At 68.6% G+C, this 20,817-nt stretch carries 17 protein-coding genes, 1 tRNA gene and 2 pseudogenes; 13 read left to right on the top strand and 7 right to left on the bottom strand.

Annotated features, from left to right (window positions below; all coding sequences use genetic code 11):
• The first annotated feature begins 379 nt into the window (after positions 1-379).
• The gene (locus RPX00_RS03915) at positions 380-1,525 is read left to right on the top strand and encodes a hypothetical protein (RefSeq protein WP_406637531.1); all 1,146 of its coding nucleotides are present in this window, start codon (positions 380-382) and stop codon (positions 1,523-1,525) included.
• Positions 1,526-1,929: 404 nt separating this feature from the next.
• Here the strand turns inward: RPX00_RS03915 and RPX00_RS03910 are convergent, their stop codons facing one another.
• The 3 genes from RPX00_RS03910 to RPX00_RS03900 form a co-directional block, all read right to left on the bottom strand.
• On the bottom strand, positions 1,930-2,433 hold the full coding sequence (locus RPX00_RS03910; RefSeq protein WP_406637529.1) for a pilin: 504 nt from the start codon (positions 2,431-2,433) through the stop codon (positions 1,930-1,932).
• A complete protein-coding gene (locus tag RPX00_RS03905) occupies positions 2,424-3,401 on the bottom strand; it encodes a hypothetical protein (RefSeq protein ID WP_406637527.1) in 978 nt (325 codons plus the stop codon). The genes RPX00_RS03910 and RPX00_RS03905 overlap by 10 nt, the downstream gene beginning before the upstream one ends.
• A gap of 1,288 nt (positions 3,402-4,689) precedes the next feature.
• Positions 4,690-4,875, bottom strand: coding sequence for a hypothetical protein (locus RPX00_RS03900; RefSeq protein ID WP_406637525.1), 186 nt, complete (start codon positions 4,873-4,875; stop codon positions 4,690-4,692).
• Between the two features lie 40 nt (positions 4,876-4,915).
• Between RPX00_RS03900 and RPX00_RS03895 the strand changes: the two genes are divergently transcribed.
• Positions 4,916-5,857 carry a DNA methyltransferase gene (locus RPX00_RS03895; protein ID WP_406637523.1) on the top strand — a complete coding sequence of 314 codons (942 nt, stop codon included), beginning with the start codon at positions 4,916-4,918 and terminating at the stop codon, positions 5,855-5,857.
• A complete protein-coding gene (locus tag RPX00_RS03890; RefSeq protein ID WP_406642749.1) occupies positions 5,854-6,636 on the top strand; it encodes a recombinase family protein in 783 nt (260 codons plus the stop codon). Before RPX00_RS03895 ends, RPX00_RS03890 begins: the two co-directional genes overlap by 4 nt.
• Before the next feature lie 192 nt (positions 6,637-6,828).
• Here RPX00_RS03890 and RPX00_RS03885 read toward each other — a convergent pair whose 3' ends face one another.
• A complete protein-coding gene (locus RPX00_RS03885) occupies positions 6,829-7,113 on the bottom strand; it encodes a helix-turn-helix domain-containing protein (RefSeq protein ID WP_406637521.1) in 285 nt (94 codons plus the stop codon).
• A gap of 260 nt (positions 7,114-7,373) precedes the next feature.
• Here RPX00_RS03885 and RPX00_RS03880 point away from each other — a divergent pair, with 260 nt between their 5' ends.
• Positions 7,374-7,556: a hypothetical protein gene (locus RPX00_RS03880; RefSeq protein ID WP_406637519.1), complete on the top strand. Its 183-nt coding sequence runs from the start codon at positions 7,374-7,376 to the stop codon at positions 7,554-7,556.
• A pseudogene (locus RPX00_RS03875) lies at positions 7,508-8,716 on the top strand (recombinase family protein); the annotation flags it as partial. The gene RPX00_RS03880 and the pseudogene RPX00_RS03875, both read left to right, overlap by 49 nt.
• Before the next feature lie 703 nt (positions 8,717-9,419).
• Here the strand turns inward: RPX00_RS03875 and RPX00_RS03870 are convergent.
• Positions 9,420-9,495, bottom strand: a tRNA-Arg gene (locus RPX00_RS03870).
• A gap of 104 nt (positions 9,496-9,599) precedes the next feature.
• Between RPX00_RS03870 and RPX00_RS03865 the strand changes: the two genes are divergently transcribed.
• From RPX00_RS03865 to RPX00_RS03855, 3 genes are all read left to right on the top strand, one after another.
• Complete coding sequence (locus tag RPX00_RS03865) at positions 9,600-10,721, top strand: epoxide hydrolase family protein (RefSeq protein WP_406637517.1); 1,122 nt, start codon at positions 9,600-9,602, stop codon at positions 10,719-10,721.
• 134 nt (positions 10,722-10,855) lie between these two features.
• The gene (locus tag RPX00_RS03860) at positions 10,856-11,776 is read left to right on the top strand and encodes a cation diffusion facilitator family transporter (protein ID WP_406637515.1); all 921 of its coding nucleotides are present in this window, start codon (positions 10,856-10,858) and stop codon (positions 11,774-11,776) included.
• A gap of 10 nt (positions 11,777-11,786) precedes the next feature.
• Positions 11,787-12,383, top strand: a complete 597-nt coding sequence (locus RPX00_RS03855; RefSeq protein WP_406637513.1) for a flavin reductase family protein — start codon at positions 11,787-11,789, stop codon at positions 12,381-12,383.
• A 45-nt stretch (positions 12,384-12,428) separates the two neighbouring features.
• On the opposite strand, the gene RPX00_RS03850 is transcribed toward RPX00_RS03855, so the two are convergent.
• Positions 12,429-13,184, bottom strand: a complete 756-nt coding sequence (locus RPX00_RS03850; RefSeq protein ID WP_406637511.1) for a DUF305 domain-containing protein — start codon at positions 13,182-13,184, stop codon at positions 12,429-12,431.
• Between the two features lie 2 nt (positions 13,185-13,186).
• Positions 13,187-14,017, bottom strand: coding sequence for a DUF3105 domain-containing protein (locus RPX00_RS03845; RefSeq protein ID WP_406637509.1), 831 nt, complete (start codon positions 14,015-14,017; stop codon positions 13,187-13,189).
• Between the two features lie 203 nt (positions 14,018-14,220).
• Here RPX00_RS03845 and argS point away from each other — a divergent pair.
• The 5 genes and pseudogenes from argS to thrB all read left to right on the top strand — a co-directional run bounded on the left by argS (position 14,221) and on the right by thrB (position 20,583).
• A pseudogene (gene argS, locus RPX00_RS03840) lies at positions 14,221-15,872 on the top strand (arginine--tRNA ligase).
• 3 nt (positions 15,873-15,875) lie between these two features.
• Positions 15,876-17,306, top strand: a complete 1,431-nt coding sequence (gene lysA, locus RPX00_RS03835; RefSeq protein ID WP_406637507.1) for a diaminopimelate decarboxylase — start codon at positions 15,876-15,878, stop codon at positions 17,304-17,306.
• Positions 17,307-17,369: 63 nt separating this feature from the next.
• Positions 17,370-18,644 (top strand): homoserine dehydrogenase, encoded by a 1,275-nt coding sequence (locus tag RPX00_RS03830; RefSeq protein WP_406642747.1) that lies wholly within the window; start codon positions 17,370-17,372, stop codon positions 18,642-18,644.
• Positions 18,641-19,696 (top strand): threonine synthase, encoded by a 1,056-nt coding sequence (gene thrC, locus RPX00_RS03825; RefSeq protein WP_406637505.1) that lies wholly within the window; start codon positions 18,641-18,643, stop codon positions 19,694-19,696. Before RPX00_RS03830 ends, thrC begins: the two co-directional genes overlap by 4 nt.
• On the top strand, positions 19,693-20,583 hold the full coding sequence (gene thrB, locus RPX00_RS03820; protein WP_406637504.1) for a homoserine kinase: 891 nt from the start codon (positions 19,693-19,695) through the stop codon (positions 20,581-20,583). Before thrC ends, thrB begins: the two co-directional genes overlap by 4 nt.
• Positions 20,584-20,817 lie beyond the last annotated feature (234 nt).

Raw genomic sequence — 20,817 nt, 5'->3', positions numbered from 1 at the left:
TCCGGGGTTCCGGTTGTGCTGGCCGGAAAGTCGGCGCGGCAGGGGCGGCGGTCGGTTTCTTCGGCATCTGTGGTCGCGGCGGAGTCGGCGCGGCTGACTGGAATTTCAGCTTCGGCGGTACAGCAGCCGTGCGGATCGGCCGTGCCGGAGCCGGGGAATCGGGGCGACCGCGGCCCGCAGCAGCAGAGCGAAACTGCGGCGCGCGGGGTTGTTGCGTCGGACTGGGCACCGGCGCGGCGGGCTCAGGCGCGGAGCTGAACTCTGGCGTCGCTGGCCCCTTTTTCGCCGGAGTGACCGCCGGATCGTGAGTGGTTCGCTGTGGCGAGGGTTGGAGGAACTGCGGTGCTTGAGACGGCAGTCTCGGTCGACGCGATGCACGTTGACGTTCGGCATCGTGTGCGGCCTTGAGCCGTTCGCCGACCGTTCCGGGACGTGGCGCGGGTTGTGGCGCGACGTCCGGTCGTCCGCCGCGACCGACGGTGCCCGTGCCTGTGTTGGCAGCGGCCTTGCGAGGTGTGCGCGTTTTGCCCATGACCATGCCGAAGGTCTTGGCCATGACGTAGGCACGGACGAGGCTGCCGAGGAACGAGCGCCCGGAGCCCATCTTGGTCGCGGACAGCATCCAGAACGGGATCTTGAACAGCACGAAGAACAACGCGATGCCTACCAGCAGCATCCCGAGCGCCGACAGCGTCGACCCGAACAGATGGACACCGCCGGAAAGGATCGTCCGGACTGCGGTGACCAGCACCACCGCCTGGGCGACTTGGATACCGAGCGCGGCAGCGATCGCCCTCCACCACCAGCGGGCGAGCGGGTCGGTGTGCGGCAGGGCATGGCAGATGAGGAGCAGCGGCCCGCAGACGATCAGGCCCAGAGTGATGACGACTCGGATGGCGTACACGATCAGCAGCGCGACGCCGACCACGACGAGCACCAAGCCGACGAGGATCGTGAACAACCCGCCAGCCGCAGCGCTGTTGAGCGCCTCGGTCATCGTGTCGCCCACCAAGGTAGGGCTGACCCCGCCGCCCAGCACGCCTTGGGTCAGGCCGTTGGCCAGCCGGATGATTTTGTCAACGAGGAACAGCGACAGCGCAGAGGCGATGAACGCGAGCGGGATCCGCGGCGCGATCTCTTTGAGCGAGTAGCGGGTCTGGAAGCTCTCGTGGCTCATCACGAGAATGGCACCGGCGAGGATGAACAAGCCGTACGCGGCGACGACGATCTCCCACGAACCGTTCCACAGTTCGCCGATACCTGGCAGGTCGCTGATGGTGGGCGTCGACAGTGCGCTATGCCCGATCAGGTCCAGGATCGGCGACAGGGCGGAGTCGACGATGCTGCGGAACGCAGAGTTGATCGCCTCGGTGATACATGCGCCGATGTCGGTGATGCCGCACTTCGAGTCGCTGTCGCTGCTGCCTTTGCCCGGAGGGTGCGTACCGGTCGCGGGCGGGGTTGTCGTCGGCTGAGGGATGCAGTCCTCGCCTGCGCACGGTGCAGTTGTCGTCGGACCCAGTGAGGCGCAGCTGAGTTGTCCGGGAAAGCTGCATGTCGTCGGTGGAGGAACCTCGGTCGGGACGGGCAGCGGTGTGTTCGGTGGCGGCTTCGGTGTCGTCGTGGTCGGCGTTGGCAGGTGGCATGCCGGCAACGGGGAACCCGGTGTGCACGGTTCGTTGGTTGGGAGCGGTGCCGGCGGGGGCGGTTGCTGCGGGGCAGCAGGCACGGCTCCGGCGTTCGCCGCGAGCACTGCGGCGAGAAGCGCGACGACGCTCAGCAACAACAGCACGGCCGCACGCCAGCGCCGTCGTCGATCAGGCGGCGGCCGATGCAGGCGGGCTGAAGAGTCAGACGTTCCGCAGTCGGCCGCGTCGTCGGTCCTGTTAGTGCGGCGACGCGAGCGAACTGTCGGAGGGGCACTGGCGGTCATGACGCGCCCACGAACCCTTTGAGGATCTCGAGGACGAGTGGCACAAGCAGAGCCAGGCAGTAGCCGAACCCGGCCGCTTTGACCGCGGCCTTGGCTTTCGCGATCTCCTGAGGTTCGTTGTTCCCCCACATGTAGCGGGAGGCACCGACGGTCATGAACAACGTGGCTAGGCCCGCCAGGATCCCCATGATCCACGTCTGGACGTTGCTCAGAATCTCGGTGACGGAGCCAGCCAAGGCGACCACCACGGTGTCGGCATGTGCTGCCGACGCCGACGCGAGGAGCGCTGCCCCTGACAGTTGCGCGACGAACGCAGCGCGGGATCGGTGCCAACGCGACGACAGTCGTCCGCGCTTATTGGTCCGATCTTTCGATGGTCGGCCGGGCAGCCGTTCGAGGTTTCGTTGCCTGGCGTTCTGTGACGGCGGCAAGCGGTTGTCTTCGGCGCGAGCGCAGCGCGGCTCGACCGTCGTGGCAGAAGAGTGGTCGATCAGGCGCATGGCGGCACCTCCGAGGGGCGGGCTGAGCGCGGGTGTGTCCCGCAGCCCTGAACTCCGGATTTCGCATCCGTTTTGGACACGTGGCCCGGGCTCTTCCGCCCGGAGCCGGCGTGCTCGGCGGACACGGAAGGTGACGGCGTTGCTCTGCCTGGAGCCGTGTCGGCGGGGCGGGCGAGTGCCACCGCAGTAGCCACCTGAACGGCGAGCAGGTCAGTTGGATCGGCCTCGGCGATACGGTCGCGCAGATAGTCGGCCAGCCTCAGCTCGGCGCGTTTGCGCGCCTTGTAGACCGCCCACTCGCCGGTCTGATGCCGCGCCGCCCAGTCCGCCACCGGCATGTGCTCCAGCCGAGTCGCGCCGATGAGCGCTGCTTCGGTCTGGGTCAGGACTCCGTCCGCCACCGCGCGGGCGAGAACAAGATCGGGGTGTCCCCACGGAGCGTGCGGCGGAGTGGAGCGGAACCCCGGTGCGACCGGAGTCGGAACCGCCAACGCCTCGGCGAGCGCCGCGTAGCCGGACCGGTAAGCAGCCCACCGCAGGCGCAGCATGATCCGCGGACGACGCAGGTCGATACTCGGCAAGGCGGCGAGAAAACCTCGCAACACCTCGGCGTAGATGTCGGCCGGATCGCCGACGAACCGACCGGACAAAGTAGCCGCCACCGACGTCAGCGCGGGCAGCGCGACACCTACCGCGGCGACTGTCCAGGTTGCTCCTTCAGTACGCGAGCGCAGCACCAGATGCGCCCACACCGCGTCCCGGGTCGCCTGCGGGCACCGGCGTGCCAATAGGCGATCGCGGACCTCGTCCAGTGCGACGCGCCTGTCTGGCAGGCCTTGGAAGATCCGGCCGTCCAGCGACACCGGATGCGGCCCGGTAACCAGCCAGGTAAACGCGTCCCGTGCGATATCCAGTGAATTGGTGGCCGCCGCGGAACCGCGGCGGCGAAATGTTGATTGCGTTGCCATGTCGTGACTCCTGCGGCGTCGATGCGAACAACAACGACGCCAGGAACTCACAACGTATACTGCGGAAATATCATAGTATTACTATCTGCTGGCCAGAAATCCAAGAGCGGTCTACTAGCGACTTGCTATTCGTGTCCTTGCTGCGCGAAATAAGGGATCAGATCATGGTCTCCCGGCGGGGTCTGACATCCGAGCTTTAGTAGGGCTTGAGCTTTGGCTATTCGTTCTGCATGACTGTCGCGTCAGCAGCTGCGCGGACGACTGTGGGCGACGCGCTTCCAAGGCTGCCCCGGTCGTGATCGAAAAGCTCGGCAATCGAATCGGCGCGGAACGGCGTAGCGATTTTCGGAACCTTGTGAGCGGCTGCACTGAGGGGCTACCTCCAATTCTATGCAGCGTGGCTTCCAGCGGTTCTTCGAAGAGGTCTCGCCGCAGCCTTCGGCGCAGACGGAGAAACTTCGCGAAGGTGCGTCCAAAACGAGGCTGCAATCCGGAGTTAAGGGCGTAAGAGCATGCGATACCCATCCGATGGAGGAGACCCGCGATGACCCCGGCACACGGCAACGACTCCCCAACGGGTGCACACGAGCATGACCGGACTGACCCGCCGACCGCCCCGATCCCGCTTCCGCGGCGACGGCGCTCGCCGCGGATGCGCGCTCGCCGTCGGCTATCGCGCCATCCCCGTCCTGCGCGACCGAGCACTGTCTGGCCGTGTGGGCAAGGCGATCTCCGCGACTGCACTGGACTGATCGCCGACTGGCTGCTGACAGCAGTCGTCAAGATCGTCACCACCTACACCCGGCCCGGGCAGCGAGTGCTCCTGCTTGACCGCGCGCCTTACCTCGCGAAGCCCTCGTCGTGGTCGTTAATCGGCGGTCGCAGCCAGCCCTGGCCCGGTCCGTACGCTGGCTTGCACGAAGCCGGCTGGACCGTGGTCCGACTCGGCCGCTGCGTCCAGACGCTGACAGATGTCTCTCGCCTCGGCGCAGCCCGCGGACGCTCCGGCGGCGCGAGCGTCGAGTCCGAGTCCGGACTCCGACTGGACCCGAACAGTCTGACCGAAGACAAAGCCGCCGGGCCGTTTGCGGACCGTCGCTCCGGAGCGGACTCTGCGGCGACCGGCACCAGTCCGGACCGCTATGACCTTGTCGTAGCCGCGGCCGAATCATGCACCGCCGATTGGTTCCGGCCGGTTGATTGGCCGAGTCTGCTTACCCCTTCCGGCACTCTCGCCGTAGTCACGCAAGGTGACCGATCATCGGGTCGACTCATCGACCCCGCCAGCTCAATAGTGCGCGCTGCGCGCCAGGCCGGACTGCGCTACCTCGATCGCATCGCTCTGCTGCGCGTACCGGTTCGCGACGGTGCGCTCGCTGAGGCTCCGGCCGCGCGCCCTCGCCCACAGGTATCGCCGCGCGCGCTCGCACAGCACGTTCAGGTGCACGACGACTTGTTCGTGTTCACCCGTCAACCGGCTCCGAATACCGCCGCAGGAGAAGTGGAAACCTCCGATGAGTGACCGCCCCACACCGCCACTGCCGCATCCTCTTCCTGCGGGGAAGGAATCGCCGACACCGCTGCCGTCGGTCTGGCCGACCGGGCAGCGAGGCCCGCTTGCGCAGCTGCGCGACGCCGGCTGTGTGCCTGGCACCGAGACCGACACCGAGCGGATTCCACCTGCCGTTGCCGCGCACGCGATCACCGCCTACAGCCACCCTGGTGATCTCGTCGTGGATCCCTCCTGCGGAGCGGGCACGGTACTGACCGAAGCGTTGCGCGCAGGGCGGCACGCGCTCGGCCTGACCCCCGCCACCCCGTGGTGGGCCCTTGCTCGCGGCAACATCACTGCCGCGAAGACCGCAGGTGCCTGGTGCGACGGATCAGTTTTCGACGCCCGGCCAAGGGTGCTAGGGACCGTCCGGGCCGCCGGGTTGATCGGGCGAGCGGGACTCGTCCTGACCGCCCTGCGCACGGAGACGGATCATCGGAAGGATGCGGAACGCGAGTCATTCGAGTCTGTTCTCTCCCGCTTCGCCACGACACTCCACTACTGCGAGCCGCTGCTACACACCGGTGGGCGTCTTGTCGTCGTCACGCGACCGCGGCGGAACCCGGATGGTGCACTGGTCGACCTCACCACTCCGATCGCCGCCGCTGCAACCGCGGCCGGACTCGCACTGGTCGAGCGATGCCTTGCGCTGACCGCTGAACTGCGTGGAAGTCGGCTGGTTCCGCGGTCCTCGATTGCTGACCGCCGCGCCGCCTCCCGAGCGGCTGCCGCCGGCGAGCCGACGACACTCACGGTGCACCACGAAGTGCTCGTGTTCGGCCTCGACTCCGAGGTCGAACTCGCCGCTGTGGCGTCAGGCAATGACTCCCTGCCAACTGAAGATGCAGTTGGCGTGCCCGCTGCGGGAGACCTCGCCTGGAGGAACGGGAAGTGCGCGGCATGACTGCCCGCTTGTACTGTCGTGAGTGCGGCTGGCAGCTCGCGTTCTGGCGGAAGCGCGCCGCGCTGCGGGCTGCTGCCCGCCACCGCTGCACCGGAATACCGGTAGCCGAGTCCTGCCCGCCATGGTGGACAAGGCTGTGGATAACCCTGTGCACAGGTTCCGTGCGTAAAGCCGCAGCTGTCACCGAGGCTGGAGCGAAAGCCCCCGCCGTTGACGGCGATCTGGTTGATACCCGCGGCGACCGCGTTCAGTGGGCCGTGCTCGCTGTACACCACGCCGAGACCACCCGTCGCGCCCGTGCGGCGATGGCCGACATCGTCCGCGCCGGCTACCAGATCGGTCCGCCGCCCTACGGCTACCGAGTCGTGCGCGTCCGGGTTACCGGTCCGACTGGAAACAGCCGGCTGCGGGCGGTGCTCGTCCAGGACTGGCAGGCCGCCGCTGTCGTTAAGCAGATCTTCGGCTGGCGCGCAGACGACGGTCTCACGTTCGCGGCCATCGCCGCGCGACTGAACAGCGACCTGCGCCAGTATCCGGCCCCGGTGCCCAACGGGCGGTGGACTGCAAAGTCGGTCCGACGCATCGTCTTGAACGTCAAGTACACCGGGCGGCAGGTCTGGGCCCGTACCGTCGACGGCCGGCCGGTGCCTACGAGGCAGTGGGTAATCTCGGCGCGGAACGCCCATGAACGGCTGATCGACGACGGCACGTTCCAACGTGCCCAGCCGGTCGCACCGGGTTCAGCGGCACCACTTGACGTACTGCCGAGCGCGGCATGAACGGTCACAGCTGAACCTTCGCCGTGGTCTTGCTCTTCTGAAACGCGGCAACGAACGCAGGCGCGAACTGAGCGTCCGATCTCTTTCCAACGGGGCTAGCCGGAAGCCGTCTCGACTGGGTCCAGCAACGCCAGGCTGTGTCTTGTCGGTGCCCGGCCGCCCCGGATGACAGCTAGTACCGCAGCTTCACGACTACACGTCGTCCGGTTCGCCAAGCGAAACCCGATGTGGCGCGTCGAACCCGAACAGTTCGTTGGGCGTGCACTCCAGTGCTGTGCAAAGCGCCTGCAGAGTCGCCATCTTCACCTGGGCCGGCTCCTTCTTGAGCAGCACGTTAACTGACTGAAGGGACAGTTCGAATCCTGCTCGGCGGCTAAGGAGTGCGCGCATTTGGGTTGCGTCCCAGACGCCGCGGGAGGCCGCGACCTGTCGCAGTTGCCACTCGATCTTCACCTGCTGCCGTCCCGCCGTCGTCATGCCACGGCGCTTCACCTCGCCGCCAACCGACGCTCAGTGTTCCCGATGACAGCGGTCAGCGTGTCTCTGCATGTCCGGCGTGTTCAGCAAGCGCAACCGGGAGGACAGGTGCGACTTGCATTACTCAGGTGTTGGCTTATTTGCTAAGGTGTTAGCTTAGTTTCCGATCGGCTTCACCTCCGTTGGGTCGAGTGGACGTTCCTCCCAGCGAGCGTCGGCACGGGGTCCAGTCGAAGTCGTACGACAGCGAGAGGAGCGACATGAAGCGACCCGACGCGGGGCGGTTCAGCCTGGACGAAGCTCCGGAGCTGATCTTTGACATCCGGTCTGCCGACGGCGCCGAGGCGGTGCGGCTTCGCCTGGAGCAAGCAGAGGCGTTGTGGGAGGTGACCCAATGGCAGGCCCGGAACAGGTCCGCAGATGGGTTGGGCAACGCGGCGTAGGGCGCGTGCGAAGCCCTTACGGCCAGACGGCGGACTGCGAACGGGTGGGCATTGCCGCACAACCAACGGTTCTACGCTTCGCGTGGCTGGGGCGTGTGTCCACACGGGACATGCAGGACCCGACCCTGTCCTTGCCTCGTCAGCTGGGATCGTCGCAACGCTCGCTCCCCGAAGGCGGCCTCATCGTCGCGCACTTCTACGACGTCGAGTCCGGTCGCATGGATCTCGACATTCGCGGAGGCGGGCACGCGCACGAACAATTCGACCTCACGATCCCGCGTGACGGCGGCATCCAAGACCTGCTCGCCGAGGCCGAGCGGCCTGACCGGCGATTCGACTACGTCATCTGCGAGTCGATCGAGCGCACCGCCCGGCACATGTACTACGGCACGACCATCGAACATCGCTTGGAGAGCGCCGGAGTTCGCCTCCTAGCCGCCGATGAACCCTTTCAGCTGACCACAGTGGACGGTCGAAAGCCCAAGACCGCCACGCAACTCTTGACTCGTCGGGTCAAGCAGAGCATCTCCGAGTTCTACGTCGTAGACATGCTGGAGAAGTCCTGGGACGGCTACGCCACTCATACCGAAGCGGGATACAACATAGGCAAAGCCTGCTACGGCTACCGTGCGCGCCACGTGCCGCACCCGGTCCCCGCCAAGCGGGCTAAGGGTGTCAAGAAAACGTTCCTTGAAGTCGACCCTGCCCAGGCACCCGCGGTGCGCAAGGCGTACCACTGGCGAATCACCAAACGGCTTGGCTACCAAGCAATCGCAGACCGCCTCAACCTCGACTCCGCCGTCTACCCTCCGCCTGTCCCTGTCGACCCGAGTCGTGCCGTCGGCCGCTGGACCTACTCGAACGTCCGCGACATCCTCACCAATCCCAAGTACACCGGGCACATGGTGTGGAACCGCAAGGGGCGCAAATCTCGCGGGAACCGCGCCAACCCGATAACGGAATGGATCTGGAGTGCACAGCCCGTCCACGAACCTCTCGTCACCTTGGACGATTGGCTGCAAGCTCAGGACGTCAGCGGCCACCGCTTCGGTTCTCGCAGCACCGGCAACACGAACGTCAATCATCCCCAGACCAAGCGCAGTTACCTGCTGCGCACCTACCTGTTCTGCGGGGCCTGCGGGCGACGCATGAACGGCAAGACCCGCCGTGGTCACGTCTACTACGTCTGCGCTCCGAAAAAGGGATACGTCCCCGACGGGCACCCTGGCGCGGGGAGCTTCTGGATTCGCGAAGATGCCATCGTCGACAAGCTCAACGAGTTCCTGTCCGCACACATCTTCGGCACCTACCGCCGGAGCCTGCTCGGAGATGCTGCTCGCGAACTCGGGGCTGTCGCTCAGAGGGAGCGAGAGCAACGCATCGACGCCCTCCGCCGCGAGATCAACGACACCGCTCGCATGATCAAGAACGTGGTCCGCAGTTTCGCGCTCTTCGACAAACCGACCAAGGAACTTGTCGGAGAGATCAATGACGAGCGCAACGAGCTTCACGAACGCAAATCCCAGCTCGAAGCTCAGCTCGCCCAGGTCGAAGAGGAGCAGCAACAGGCGACCAATCCGGACCTGCTCGACGCTCTGCCCATGGGCGAGGTTCGGGTCGAGGAGTTGCCCGAAGACGTCGCGCGGCAGCTCTTCGAAGCCCTCCGGCTTGAGCTGCATTACCAGAAGGAAACCAATCAAATCAAGTGCACAGCCACGTTGATCGGACCTGCGGTCTCAGCGGCGCAGCATGCTGCCCGTGATGCAGTCGTAGTACCGCTTGACCGAAGCAAGCGGATTGACCAGCGCAAACACGAGAAAGGGGAGGATGTCATGTCTGACATCTCTCCCGTTCCCATCCTTGTGGTGCCCTCGGCAGGATTCGAACCTGCGACACCTGCCTCCGGAGGGCAGTGCTCTATCCCCTGAGCTACGAGGGCTCGCTTTCGCGACTGAGCAAAGCCTAGCGCATACCCCTTTCCGCCCACGCACAGAGGGTGCTTAGCGCGGTAGCGTCGAGGTATCGAGACGGAGGGAGGCGGCGGTGCGCGCCGAGCCGTTCCAGGTCAGGGTGGCTGTTGCGGACATCGACGACGTGCGGGCGCGGTTGCGGCGTACCCGGTGGCCGGAGGCGGAGACCGTCGGCGACTGGTCGCAGGGGCTGCCGTTGGCTTACGCGCAGGAGCTGTGCCGCAGCTGGGCCGAGGACTACGACTTCGGCTTCGCCGACCGGCTTAACGTCTTCCCGCAGTTTCGCCAGACCATCGACGGTCTCGGGATTCACTTCGTGCACCTCCGTTCGCCGGAGCCGGACGCGTTTCCGCTGGTGATCACGCACGGCTGGCCTGGGTCGGTGCTCGAGTTCCTGGACATCCTCGGCCCGCTGACCGACCCGCGGGCGCACGGTGGTGACCCGGCGGACGCGTTTCACGTCGTCGCGCCCTCGCTGCCGGGGTACGGCTGGAGCGGCAAGCCCAGCAAGGCCGGTTGGGGTGTGCAGAAGATCGCGACGGCTTGGGATCAGCTGATGGTCTCCCTCGGCTACGACCGTTACGGCGCGCAAGGCGGCGACTGGGGGTCGGCGGTGTCGGGGGCGCTCGGCGAGGTCGCGCGCGAGCGGGTCGCGGGGGTGCACGTCAACATGGCGGCCGCGCCGCAGAAACAATTCGAGGACGAGACGGCCGAGGAACGTGAAGGCGCGCAAGCGGTTGCGGAGTTCCGGCGCACCGGTCAGGGGTACTCGGGCCAGCAGGGCACGCGTCCGCAGACCCTCGGCTACGGCCTCACCGACTCGCCAGCGGGGCAGGCGGCCTGGATCGCCGAGAAGTTCTGGGCCTGGACCGACAACAACGGCCATCCCGAGGACGCGGTCACCCGGCAGCAGCTTCTCGACGCGATCTCGGCGTACTGGTTCACCGCGTCGGCGACGTCGTCCGCCCGGCTGTACTGGGAGAGTTACCGCAGCTTCGGCGATCTCGTCACCGCGCCGTCCGGCATCTCGGTTTACCCGCGTGACATCGTCCGGCCCTCGCGGCGGCAGGCGGCGCTGAAGTACACCGATCTGCGCTGGTTCGAGCGACTGCCGCGCGGCGGGCACTTCGCGGCGATGGAGCAACCGGAGTCGCTTGTCGAGCAGATTCGCGGGTTCTTCCGGCTCGTGCGCTGATCTTTCCCAGCTCGCGGAACAGGGCTGGGAGAACGCTCCACCAGGCATTAGAGTGAAGTTAGGCTAACCTGTATTGCACATATGCGCATGTCACTATATATTCCCTCTCGACACCAAGACTTGGGAGGCGAGCGATGGGACACGGGCACGGCCACGGGCACACCGCCGCTCCGGCGAGCGCGTCCGGCCGCTACGTCCGCGCACTGCTGATCGCTCTCGCGGTCGGTGCGGGCTTCATGGTGCTGGAGTTCGCGGTCGGCTTCGCCACCGGTTCGCTCGCGCTGATCTCCGACGCCGCGCACATGTTCACCGACGTCCTCGGCGTCGGCATGGCGCTCGCCGCGATCGTGCTCGCGCGCCGCAGCGGGCCGACGCCCAGCCGCACGTTCGGCATGTACCGGGCGGAAGTCCTTGCCGCGCTTGCCAACGCGGTGCTGCTGTTCGGTGTCGCGGGGTATGTGGCGGTCGAGGCGATCGGCCGGATCACCGACCCGCCCGAGGTGCCCGGCCTGCCGGTGCTGCTCGCCGCGGCGGCGGGGCTCGTCGCCAACGTCGTCTCGTTCCTGGTGCTGCGCTCGGGGGCGAAGGAGAGCCTGAACGTCCGCGGCGCGTACCTCGAGGTGCTGGCCGACCTCGTCGGCTCGGTCGGCGTGCTGCTCAGCGGCGCGATCACGCTCACCACCGGCTGGCGCTACGCCGACCCGATCATCGGTGTCGCGATCGGACTGTTCGTGCTGCCGCGCACCTGGACGCTCGCCCGCCGCGCGCTGCGGATCCTCTTCCAGCACGCGCCCGCCGGCGTGGACGTCGGCGAGATCAGCACCGAACTCGCCGCGCTGCCGGGCGTCGCGGACGTGCACGACCTGCACGTCTGGACCCTCACCTCGGGCATGGAGGTCGCTTCGGCGCACCTGACGATGAAGGCCGACGCCGAACAGTCCACAGTGCTCACCAAGGCGCAGGACCTGCTGTCGGTCCGCTACGAGATCAAACACGCGACGCTGCAAGTCGAGGGACCGCAATGCGCGCGCCGGTGCTCGGAGCTGTCCTGGTAGACCGGGGACTATGCGCAAGGACTTCGACCCCGCACAGCTGGCCCCGAACGCGTTCTACCGCCTCCTGACCGCCACCGTCGTGCCGCGGCCCATCGCCTGGGTGTCGAGCACGTCGCGGGACGGGGTGGACAACCTCGCGCCGCATTCGTTCTTCACCGTCGCCTCGGCCGCGCCCGCCGTGCTGCAGTTCACGTCGGTCGGGCGGAAGGACACCCTGCGCAACGTCGAGGCGACCCGGCAGTTCGTGGTCAACCTCGCCCCCGAGCCGCTGTTCGAGCAGATCAACGCCACCGGCGCGGATTTCCCGCCAGAGCTGAGCGAATTCGACGAAGCGGGGCTGACCCGCGAGCCGAGTCTGAAGGTTCGCCCGCCGCGGGTGGCGGAATCGCCGGTGGCGTTCGAGTGCGAACTGCACAGCACGGTCGGTTTCGGGCGTTCGACGGTGGTGTTCGGCCGGGTCGTGCACCTCGCGGTGAGCGAGGAGGTGCTGGACGGGGACCATCCGCTGATTGACCGGCTGCGGCCGTTGTCCCGGCTGGGGCGGGACGAATGGGGCACGGTGGGGGGCGTGCGGGAGCTGGCGAGGCCGCAGTACAAAAGCTCGTGAGTGTGAAACCCGGTTCGAACCGGGTTTCACACTCACGAGGGTTGGTCAGGGGGCGGGCAGCGGTTGCGCGCTCCGCGCCTTCAGCATCGCCTTCATCTGGTCCATCTCGGCCCCTTGCGACACCAACATGCTGCGGCACAACGCTTTCACCGCGTCGTTGGCCGTGTGGTCCTGCGTGTACTCGGCCATCGCGACGCCGCCCTGGTGGTGGCGCAGCATCAGCTGCAGGAAGTCGACGTCCAGGGCGGGGCCGGACAGTGTGCGCAGCTTCGCGAGTTCCGCGTCGGTGGCCATGCCGGGCATCGGCGCGCCGCCCGCGGGGGAGCTGGTCGGCATCTGCATGCCCGCGTGCCCCATCGGCTCGGTCATCCACGTCATGTACGCGCCGGTCGCCTGCTCCGGCTGGTCCCACAGCATGAGCCAGCCCTTCATCCGCCCGACCTGCTCGGTCTGCGTGCGCTCGATGTCGAACGCGAGCTGGCGGATCTCCGGGTCGGCCGAATGGTCGCGGGCCCAGCCCGCCATCGTGACCGCCTGCAGGTGGTGCACCGACATGTCCTGGGCGAACCCGACCTCGACCGAACCCGCGCCGGGCGTCGCCGGCACCGCGTCGCTGCCGTCAGTGAGCCGCGTCGCGAAGACGCCGATCGCGGCCCCGACCAGCAGCACGGCGAGCAGCGTCCCGCCGATCACGACCCAGCGTGACCAGCCGGTCCGCTCCGCCGGAGCCGGCTCCTCGACGGCCTCCGGCGCCGTGCTCGCGACGCCGGAGGTCTCAGCCGGGTCTTCGGAGCGCCCCACGGTCACTGCCCGGCCGGCGGGGTCCCCGGCATGCCGCCCTGTTCGCCCTGCGCACCCGGGGTGCCCTTGTAGTCCATCGGCTTCGCGTCCTTGCCCGGCTTGCTCGGGTCGAACTTCGGCGGGTTGGCCGGGTCGAACAGGCCCTTGCCGAGCGCGTCGCACGAGGCGCCGATCTCCGGGTACACGCCGTTCGGGTTGCTCCGCAGCGCGGCGATGAACTGGTCGATGCGCGGGTCGTCGGCGCTGTCCAGCTTCAGCTGGTGGCCCCACGACTGCAGCGAGATCGGCTTGTCCAGGCCGGGGTAGGGCGACATCATCGTGAACGGCTTGCCCTTGACCCGCGCCTCGAGCAGGGCGACCTGGTCGTCCTTGATCTTGTCCGGGTTGTAGGCGATCCACACCGTGCCGTGCTCGAGCGAGTGCACCATGTTCTCGTTGCGCACCGCTTCCGGGTACACGACGCCGGTGCAGGTGGCCCAGCTCTGGTCGTGCGGGCCGCCGAACGGCGGGCTCTGGTCGTAGGCCACCCGCTCGGTGGGCAGGATGTGCAGCTGACCGGTGTACTGCTTGATGACGATGCCGGGGATCTTCTTCGACGGGTCCGGGTTGCTCGCGGTCGGCGCGAAGGCGGCGGCGGCCTCGTCGCGGGACGCCTGGTCGCGCTTCGGAGCGGACTTCACCAGGTAGTAGGTGACGACTCCGGCCAGCAGGGCGACCACCACGACGACGCCGATGATGGTGCCCCAGGGCGTCCGCTTGCCCGCGACGACCGAGCGGTTTTTCGCCGCCTTGACCGCGGACGAGCCCTTTTTCTTGGTGGTCCCGTTGGCCATGATTGCCGAGATCTCCTCGTGAGAGCGGGGAAGGGAGCCGGGCGGACCCCTGCCGGTAGCCCAGTGTAGAGACCGGGCGTGCGATCACCGTGAACACCCGCGAGGCGCCCCGGCGAGCGGAACATCCGCCTCCGGTGTGCCCGCCGTCTCGCCAGCGCGTACCGGCGGAAGCACGCGGCCGAAGCGCACCTAGAATCCGGAGAGTGACTCCCGCCGCTCTCGCCGATCTGGTCCGCAGCTCCGCCGAGCAGGTCCTCGCCGCACGCGGCGTCGACTCCGCCGTGCTGCCGGAGACCGTGACCATCGAACGCCCGCGCAACCCGGACCACGGAGACTACGCGACCAACCTCGCGCTGCAGGTGGCGAAGAAGGCGGGGATGCAGTCGCGCGAGTTTGCCGAGGCGCTCGCCGAGGTCGTCGCGGGCGCGGACGGCGTGGCCGCGGCCGAGGTCGCAGGGCCGGGCTTCCTCAACTTCCGGCTCGCCGCCGACGCGCAGGGCGAGGTCGTGCGCCAGGTGCTGGCCGCCGGCACGGAGTACGGCCGCGGCGACGCGCTGGCCGGGACCCGGATCAACCTGGAGTTCGTGTCCGCGAACCCGACCGGCCCGATCCACCTCGGCGGCACGCGCTGGGCCGCGGTCGGCGACGCGCTGGGCCGCGTGCTGGCCGCGCAGGGCGCGGACGTCACCCGCGAGTACTACTTCAACGACGCCGGCGCGCAGATCGACCGCTTCGTGCGCTCGCTGATCGCCGCCGCGAAGGGCGAGCCCGCGCCGGAGGACGGCTACGCGGGCGGGTACATCAGCGACATCGCGGCCGAGGTGATCAAGGCCGAGCCGAGCGCGCTGAGCCTGCCCGAGGACGAGCGGCACGAGACGTTCCGGCGCATCGGCATCGAGCTGATGTTCAGCCAGATCAAGCAGAGCCTGCACGAGTTCGGCACCGATTTCGACGTCTACTTCCACGAGAACTCGCTGCACGAGTCCGGCGCGGTCGACGCGGCGGTGCAGCAGCTCAAGGACTCCGGCAACCTCTACTTCGCCGAGGGCGCCTGGTGGCTGCGCTCGAGCGAGTACGGCGACGACAAGGACCGGGTCGTCATCAAGAAGGACGGCAACCCGGCCTACATCGCCGGCGACCTGGCCTACTTCAAGGACAAGCGCAACCGCGGCTTCGACCTGTGCTTCTACATGCTCGGCGCGGACCACCACGGCTACATCGCCCGGCTCAAGGCCGCCGCGGCCGCGTTCGGCGACGACCCGGCCACCGTCGAGGTGCTGATCGGCCAGATGGTGAACCTGGTCAGCGACGGCAAGCCGGTGCGGATGTCCAAGCGCGCGGGCACCGTGATCACGCTCGAGGACCTCGTGGAGGCGGTCGGCGTCGACCCGGCCCGCTACGAGCTGATCCGGTACTCCGTCGATTCCTCTTTGGACATCGATTTGGACTTGCTGCGCAAGCATTCCAACGACAACCCGGTCTACTACGTGCAGTACGCGCACGCCCGGCTGTCGTCGCTGCAGCGCGGCGCGGCGGACCTCGGCATCACGGTCTCGGACGTCGATTTCGGACTGCTCACCCTGCCCGCCGAGGGCGATCTGATCCGCACCATCGGCGAATTCCCCGCCGTGGTGCGCCGGGCCGCGGAGATGCGCGAACCGCACCGCGTGGCCCGCTACCTCGAGGAACTGGCCGGGGCGTACCACAAGTTCTACACCGTGGGCCGGGTTCTTCCGCAGGGCGACGAGGAGGCCACCCCCTCACCCACGCCCGTCTCGCTTTGTGCGAAGCCGCGCGCCAGGTGCTGGCGAACGGCCTGTCGCTGCTCGGTGTCTCCGCTCCGGAACGGATGTAAACCATGGCGCACCCCGCGGGCCCCCGCCACGCCGACGTCTACCCCCATGCCGACGCCTCCGGGTTCCCGCCCGCGAGTGCCGGCGAACTCGACCAGCTGCCCGCGAAAGTGTGGCCGCGCAACGTTTATCGCGCCGCGGACGGCGTCGTGCGGATCGCCGGGGTCGACGTGCGCGACCTCGCGCAGACGTACGGCACGCCGCTGTTCGTGGTCGACGAAGCGGACTTCAAGTCCCGCTGCGCCGACTACGCCGAGGCGTTCGACGACCCGGCGCTCGTGCACTACGCGTCGAAGGCGTTTCTGTCCGTCGAGGTCGCCCGCTGGGTGGCCGAGCAGGGGCTGAGCCTCGACGTCTGCAGCGGCGGCGAGCTGGCCGTCGCGCAGCGCGCGAACTTCCCGGTGGAGCGGATCACGTTCCACGGCAACAACAAATCGGTGTCCGAGCTGGACGCCGCCGTCGAGGCGGGCGTCGGCACCGTGGTGGTCGACTCGTACTACGAGATCGCCCGGCTCGCCGAAATCGCCGCCGCGCACGAGGTCGAGCAGAAGGTTCTCGTCCGGGTGACGGTCGGCGTCGAGGCGCACACCCACGAGTTCATCGCGACCGCGCACGAGGACCAGAAATTCGGCTTCTCGCTGGCTTCCGGCGACGCTGCCGAGGCCGTGCGCCGGGTGCTGAATGCGCCGTCGCTCAAGCTGGTCGGCCTGCACAGCCACATCGGCTCGCAGATCTTCGACGCCGACGGGTTTGAGGTCGCCGCGCGCCGCGTCGTCGGGCTGCTCGCCGAACTGGCCAAGGAACACGGCCGGGATCTGCTGGAGCAGATGAACGTCGTCGACCTCGGCGGTGGTTTCGGTATCGCCTACACCGAAAAGGACAACCCGCCGCCGCCCTCGCAGATGATCACGCAGATCCGCGAGATCGTCCGCAAGGAATGCGCGTACGCGGAGCTTCCGGTGCCGCGCATCGCGGGCGAACCCGGCCGCGCGATCGCCGGCCCGGGCACGTTCACGCTGTACGAGGTGGGCACGATCAAGGACGTCGCGCTCGGCGACGAGACCGCCCGCCGCTACGTCAGCGTCGACGGCGGCATGAGCGACAACATCCGTACCGCGCTCTACGACGCGGTGTACGACTGCCGGGTGGTTTCCCGGTCCGCGGCCGACGGAGACGAACCGGTGACCCCGGCTTTGTCTCGCGTGGTGGGAAAACACTGTGAGTCCGGCGACATCGTCGTCCGAGACTGCTGGTTGCCAGACACCCTGGCTCCCGGCGACCTGCTGGCCGTCGCGGCGACCGGTGCCTATTGCTACGCGATGGCCAGCGGTTACAACCGGCTGCCTCGGCCCGCGGTGGTCGCCGTGCGCAACGGCGCCGCCCGGCTGCTGCTGCGCAGGGAGACGACGGACGACATGCTGCGCCTGGAGGTTTGAGAAGTGTCCACTGTGTCTCCGAAGAGCCTGTCTCCAACTGATCGTCCCGCCATCCGGGTCGCCATGCTCGGCTGCGGCACGGTCGGCAGCGAGGTCGCCCGGCTGCTCACCGAACAGGCGGCCGAGCTGGCCGCCCGCGCGGGCGCGCCGGTGGAGCTGGCCGGCATCGCGGTGCGGCGGCCGGACAAGCACCCGGAGCTGCCCGCCGAACTGCTGACCGACGACGCCGCGGCGCTCGTGGCCCGCGAAGACGTCGACGTGGTGGTCGAGCTGGTCGGCGGGATCGACCCGGTGCGCAGCTGGCTGCTCGCCGCGCTGAACGCGGGCAAATCCGTGGTCACCGCCAACAAAGCGCTGCTCGCCGAGCATTCGGCCGAACTGTTCGAGGCGGCCGACGCCAGCGGCGCGGACCTGTACTTCGAGGCGGCCGTCGCCGGGGCCATCCCGCTGCTGCGCCCGCTGCGCGAATCGCTGGCGGGCGACCGGATCACCCGCGTGATGGGGATCGTCAACGGCACCACCAACTACATCCTCTCCGCGATGGACGCCACCGGCGCGGGCTACGCCGAAACGCTCGACGAGGCCAGCCGGCTCGGGTACGCCGAGGCGGACCCGACGGCGGACGTCGACGGCTACGACGCCGCGTCGAAGGCCGCGATCCTTGCCTCGCTGGCGTTCCACTCCCGGGTCACCGCGAAAGACGTGCACCGCGAAGGCATCGCGGACGTCACGGCGTCCGATCTGGCCGCGGCGCGCACGCTCGGCCGCACGGTGAAGCTGCTGGCGATCTGCGAACGCGTGACTGCGGACGACGGTGCGGAATCGGTGTCCGCCCGCGTGCATCCGGTGATGATTCCGCGCAGCCACCAGCTGGCTGGCGTCGGCGGCGCGTTCAACGCGGTCTACGTCGAAGCGGACGCCGCTGGCGAGCTGATGTTCTACGGCCAGGGTGCCGGCGGCGCGCCGACCGCCAGCGCGGTGCTCGGCGATCTCGTCGCGGTCGCGCGCAACCAGGTCCTCGGCGGCCGAGGCCCGCGCGAATCCGCGCACGCCGCGCTGCCGGTGCGGCCGATGGGCCAGACACCGACGCGCTACCACGTGAGCCTCGATGTCGCGGACCGCGCGGGCGTGCTCGCCCAGGTGGCACAAGCGTTCGCCGCGCACGGCGTGAGCATCGCCGCGGTGCGCCAGCGCGATGCGAACGACACCGCGAGCCTCGTCGTGGTGACTCATCTTGCGCCCGACGCGGCTTTGCAGTCCACTGTGGACGAAATCGCGAAACTCGATGTGGTGCACGAGGTTGTCAGCGTGATGCGGGTGGAAGGCGAAGACGCATGAGTGCGTGGCCGGGAATTATCGAGGCGTACCGCGACCGGGTTCCGGTCCCCGACGGGGCGCGCGTGGTCACGCTCGGCGAGGGCAACACCCCGCTGCTGCCCGCCGCGCACCTGTCCGAGCTGACCGGCGCCGAGGTGTACCTGAAGGTCGAGGGCGCGAACCCGACCGGCTCGTTCAAGGACCGCGGGATGACCGTGGCGATCACGCACGCGCTGGCCAGCGGCCTCAAAGCGGTGATCTGCGCGTCCACCGGCAACACCTCGGCCTCGGCCGCCGCGTACGCCGCGCGGGCCGGGCTCACCTGCGCGGTGCTGGTGCCCCAAGGCAAGATCGCGATGGGCAAACTCGCCCAGGCCGTCCTGCACGGCGCGCGGATCCTGCAGGTCGACGGCAACTTCGACGACTGCCTCGAACTCGCCCGCAAGACCGCCGCGGACTACCCGGTCACGCTGGTCAACTCGGTCAACCCGGTGCGCATCGCCGGGCAGAAGACCGCCGCGTTCGAGATCTGCGACGTGCTCGGCGAGGCCCCGGACGTGCACTGCCTCCCGGTCGGCAACGCGGGCAACATCACCGCGTACTGGAAGGGCTATTCGGAGTACGCGGCCGACGGTGTGGTCAAGAACACCCCGCGGATGTTCGGTTTCCAGGCCGCCGGCGCCGCGCCGCTGGTGCACGGCGAGCCGGTTTCCGACCCGGACACCATCGCGACCGCGATCCGCATCGGCAGCCCGGCGTCCTGGGCGGGCGCGGTGGCCGCGCGCGACGAGTCGGACGGGCTGTTCGAGGCGATCACCGACGAGAAGATCCTTGAGGCGTACCGGCTGCTGGCCCGCCGCGAGGGCGTGTTCGTGGAGCCCGCGTCCGCGACGAGCGTGGCCGGCCTGCTGGCCACCGCGGCCGACGGACGGCTGCCGAAGGGCGCGAAGGTGGTCTGCACGGTCACCGGGCACGGCCTGAAGGACCCGGCCACGGCGCTGGAAGGCAACGTCGAGGTGGAACCGCTCGCGGTCGACCCGACGGCCGTGGCGGCGGCGCTGGACCTGCGATGACGGCGCTGCCCGCGTTCCGCGCGACCGTCCCGGCGTCCACGGCGAACCTCGGCCCGGGATTCGACGCGCTCGGCCTCGCGCTGGCCCGCTACGACGTGGTCGAACTGCAGGTCACCGAGGGCGGGCTGAAGATCGAGGTGCTCGACGCGGGGGCCGGCGGCGTCGAGGACGTCCCGACCGACGAATCCCACCTGGTGGTCCGCGCGATCCGGCGGGCGTGCGAGCACCTGGACGTCCAGGTGCCGGGCCTGCATCTTCGTTGCCATAACAGCATTCCGCACGCGCGCGGCCTCGGTTCGTCGGCCGCCGCGGTGGTGACCGGCGTGGCGCTGGGCTACGCGCTGGCCGAGCGTCCGCTCGACGACGACGCGCTCCAGCTCGCGGCCGAGTTCGAGGGACACGCCGACAACGCTGCGGCGAGCCTGTTCGGCGGGCTCGCGGTGGCCTGGGCCGAGGACGGCCGGTTCCGCGCCGAGCGCGTGGAGCCGAACCCGGCGATCCGGCCGGTGGTCGCGGTGCCAGCGGAGAAGTCGTCCACCAACACCACGCGCGGCCTGCTGCCAGCGCAGGTCCCGCACGTGGACGCGGCGCACAGCGCGGGACGGGCGGCGCTCGCCGTGCTGGCCGTCACCGAGCGGCCCGAACTGCTGATGGCGGCCACTGAGGACCGGTTGCACCAGGATTACCGCGCCGAGGCGTACCCGGCGAGCACGGCGCTCGTGCGCACGCTGCGTGCCCAGGGCGTGCCCGCCACGATCTCCGGGGCCGGGCCGACTGTGCTCGCTCTCACGCTGACCGGAATACTTCCGACAGGTGTAGACGTTACCGGTTTCGACCTCGCCGAATTGCCGGTGGACCGCGATGGCGTGCAGGTTGTGGCCAGGTGACGACCTGGTCACAGGCTGGGCGGCAGCGTGCGCCACGCGGGGGGTGGTTGTTGCACCCGGACAGGGCGCGGTCTACCCTCGGGGGCGTTCGATCACCGTGCGTTTCCGCACCCGATGCCGGGCCTGTTCGCCCCTAGCGGCGGCTCCGGTCCGCATCCTTCGTCGATCCGCCGATTCCGCACCGCCTGGCACGCGGGAGGCGGAGGGACGCAGGCGGGTTTCCGGTTCCGGCGG

The organism is Amycolatopsis sp. WGS_07, assembly GCF_045278895.1.
Lineage (GTDB): Bacteria > Actinomycetota > Actinomycetes > Mycobacteriales > Pseudonocardiaceae > Amycolatopsis.
The sequence above is the reverse complement of the archived record's forward strand: the minus strand, read 5'-3'. Positions and strand labels throughout refer to the sequence as shown.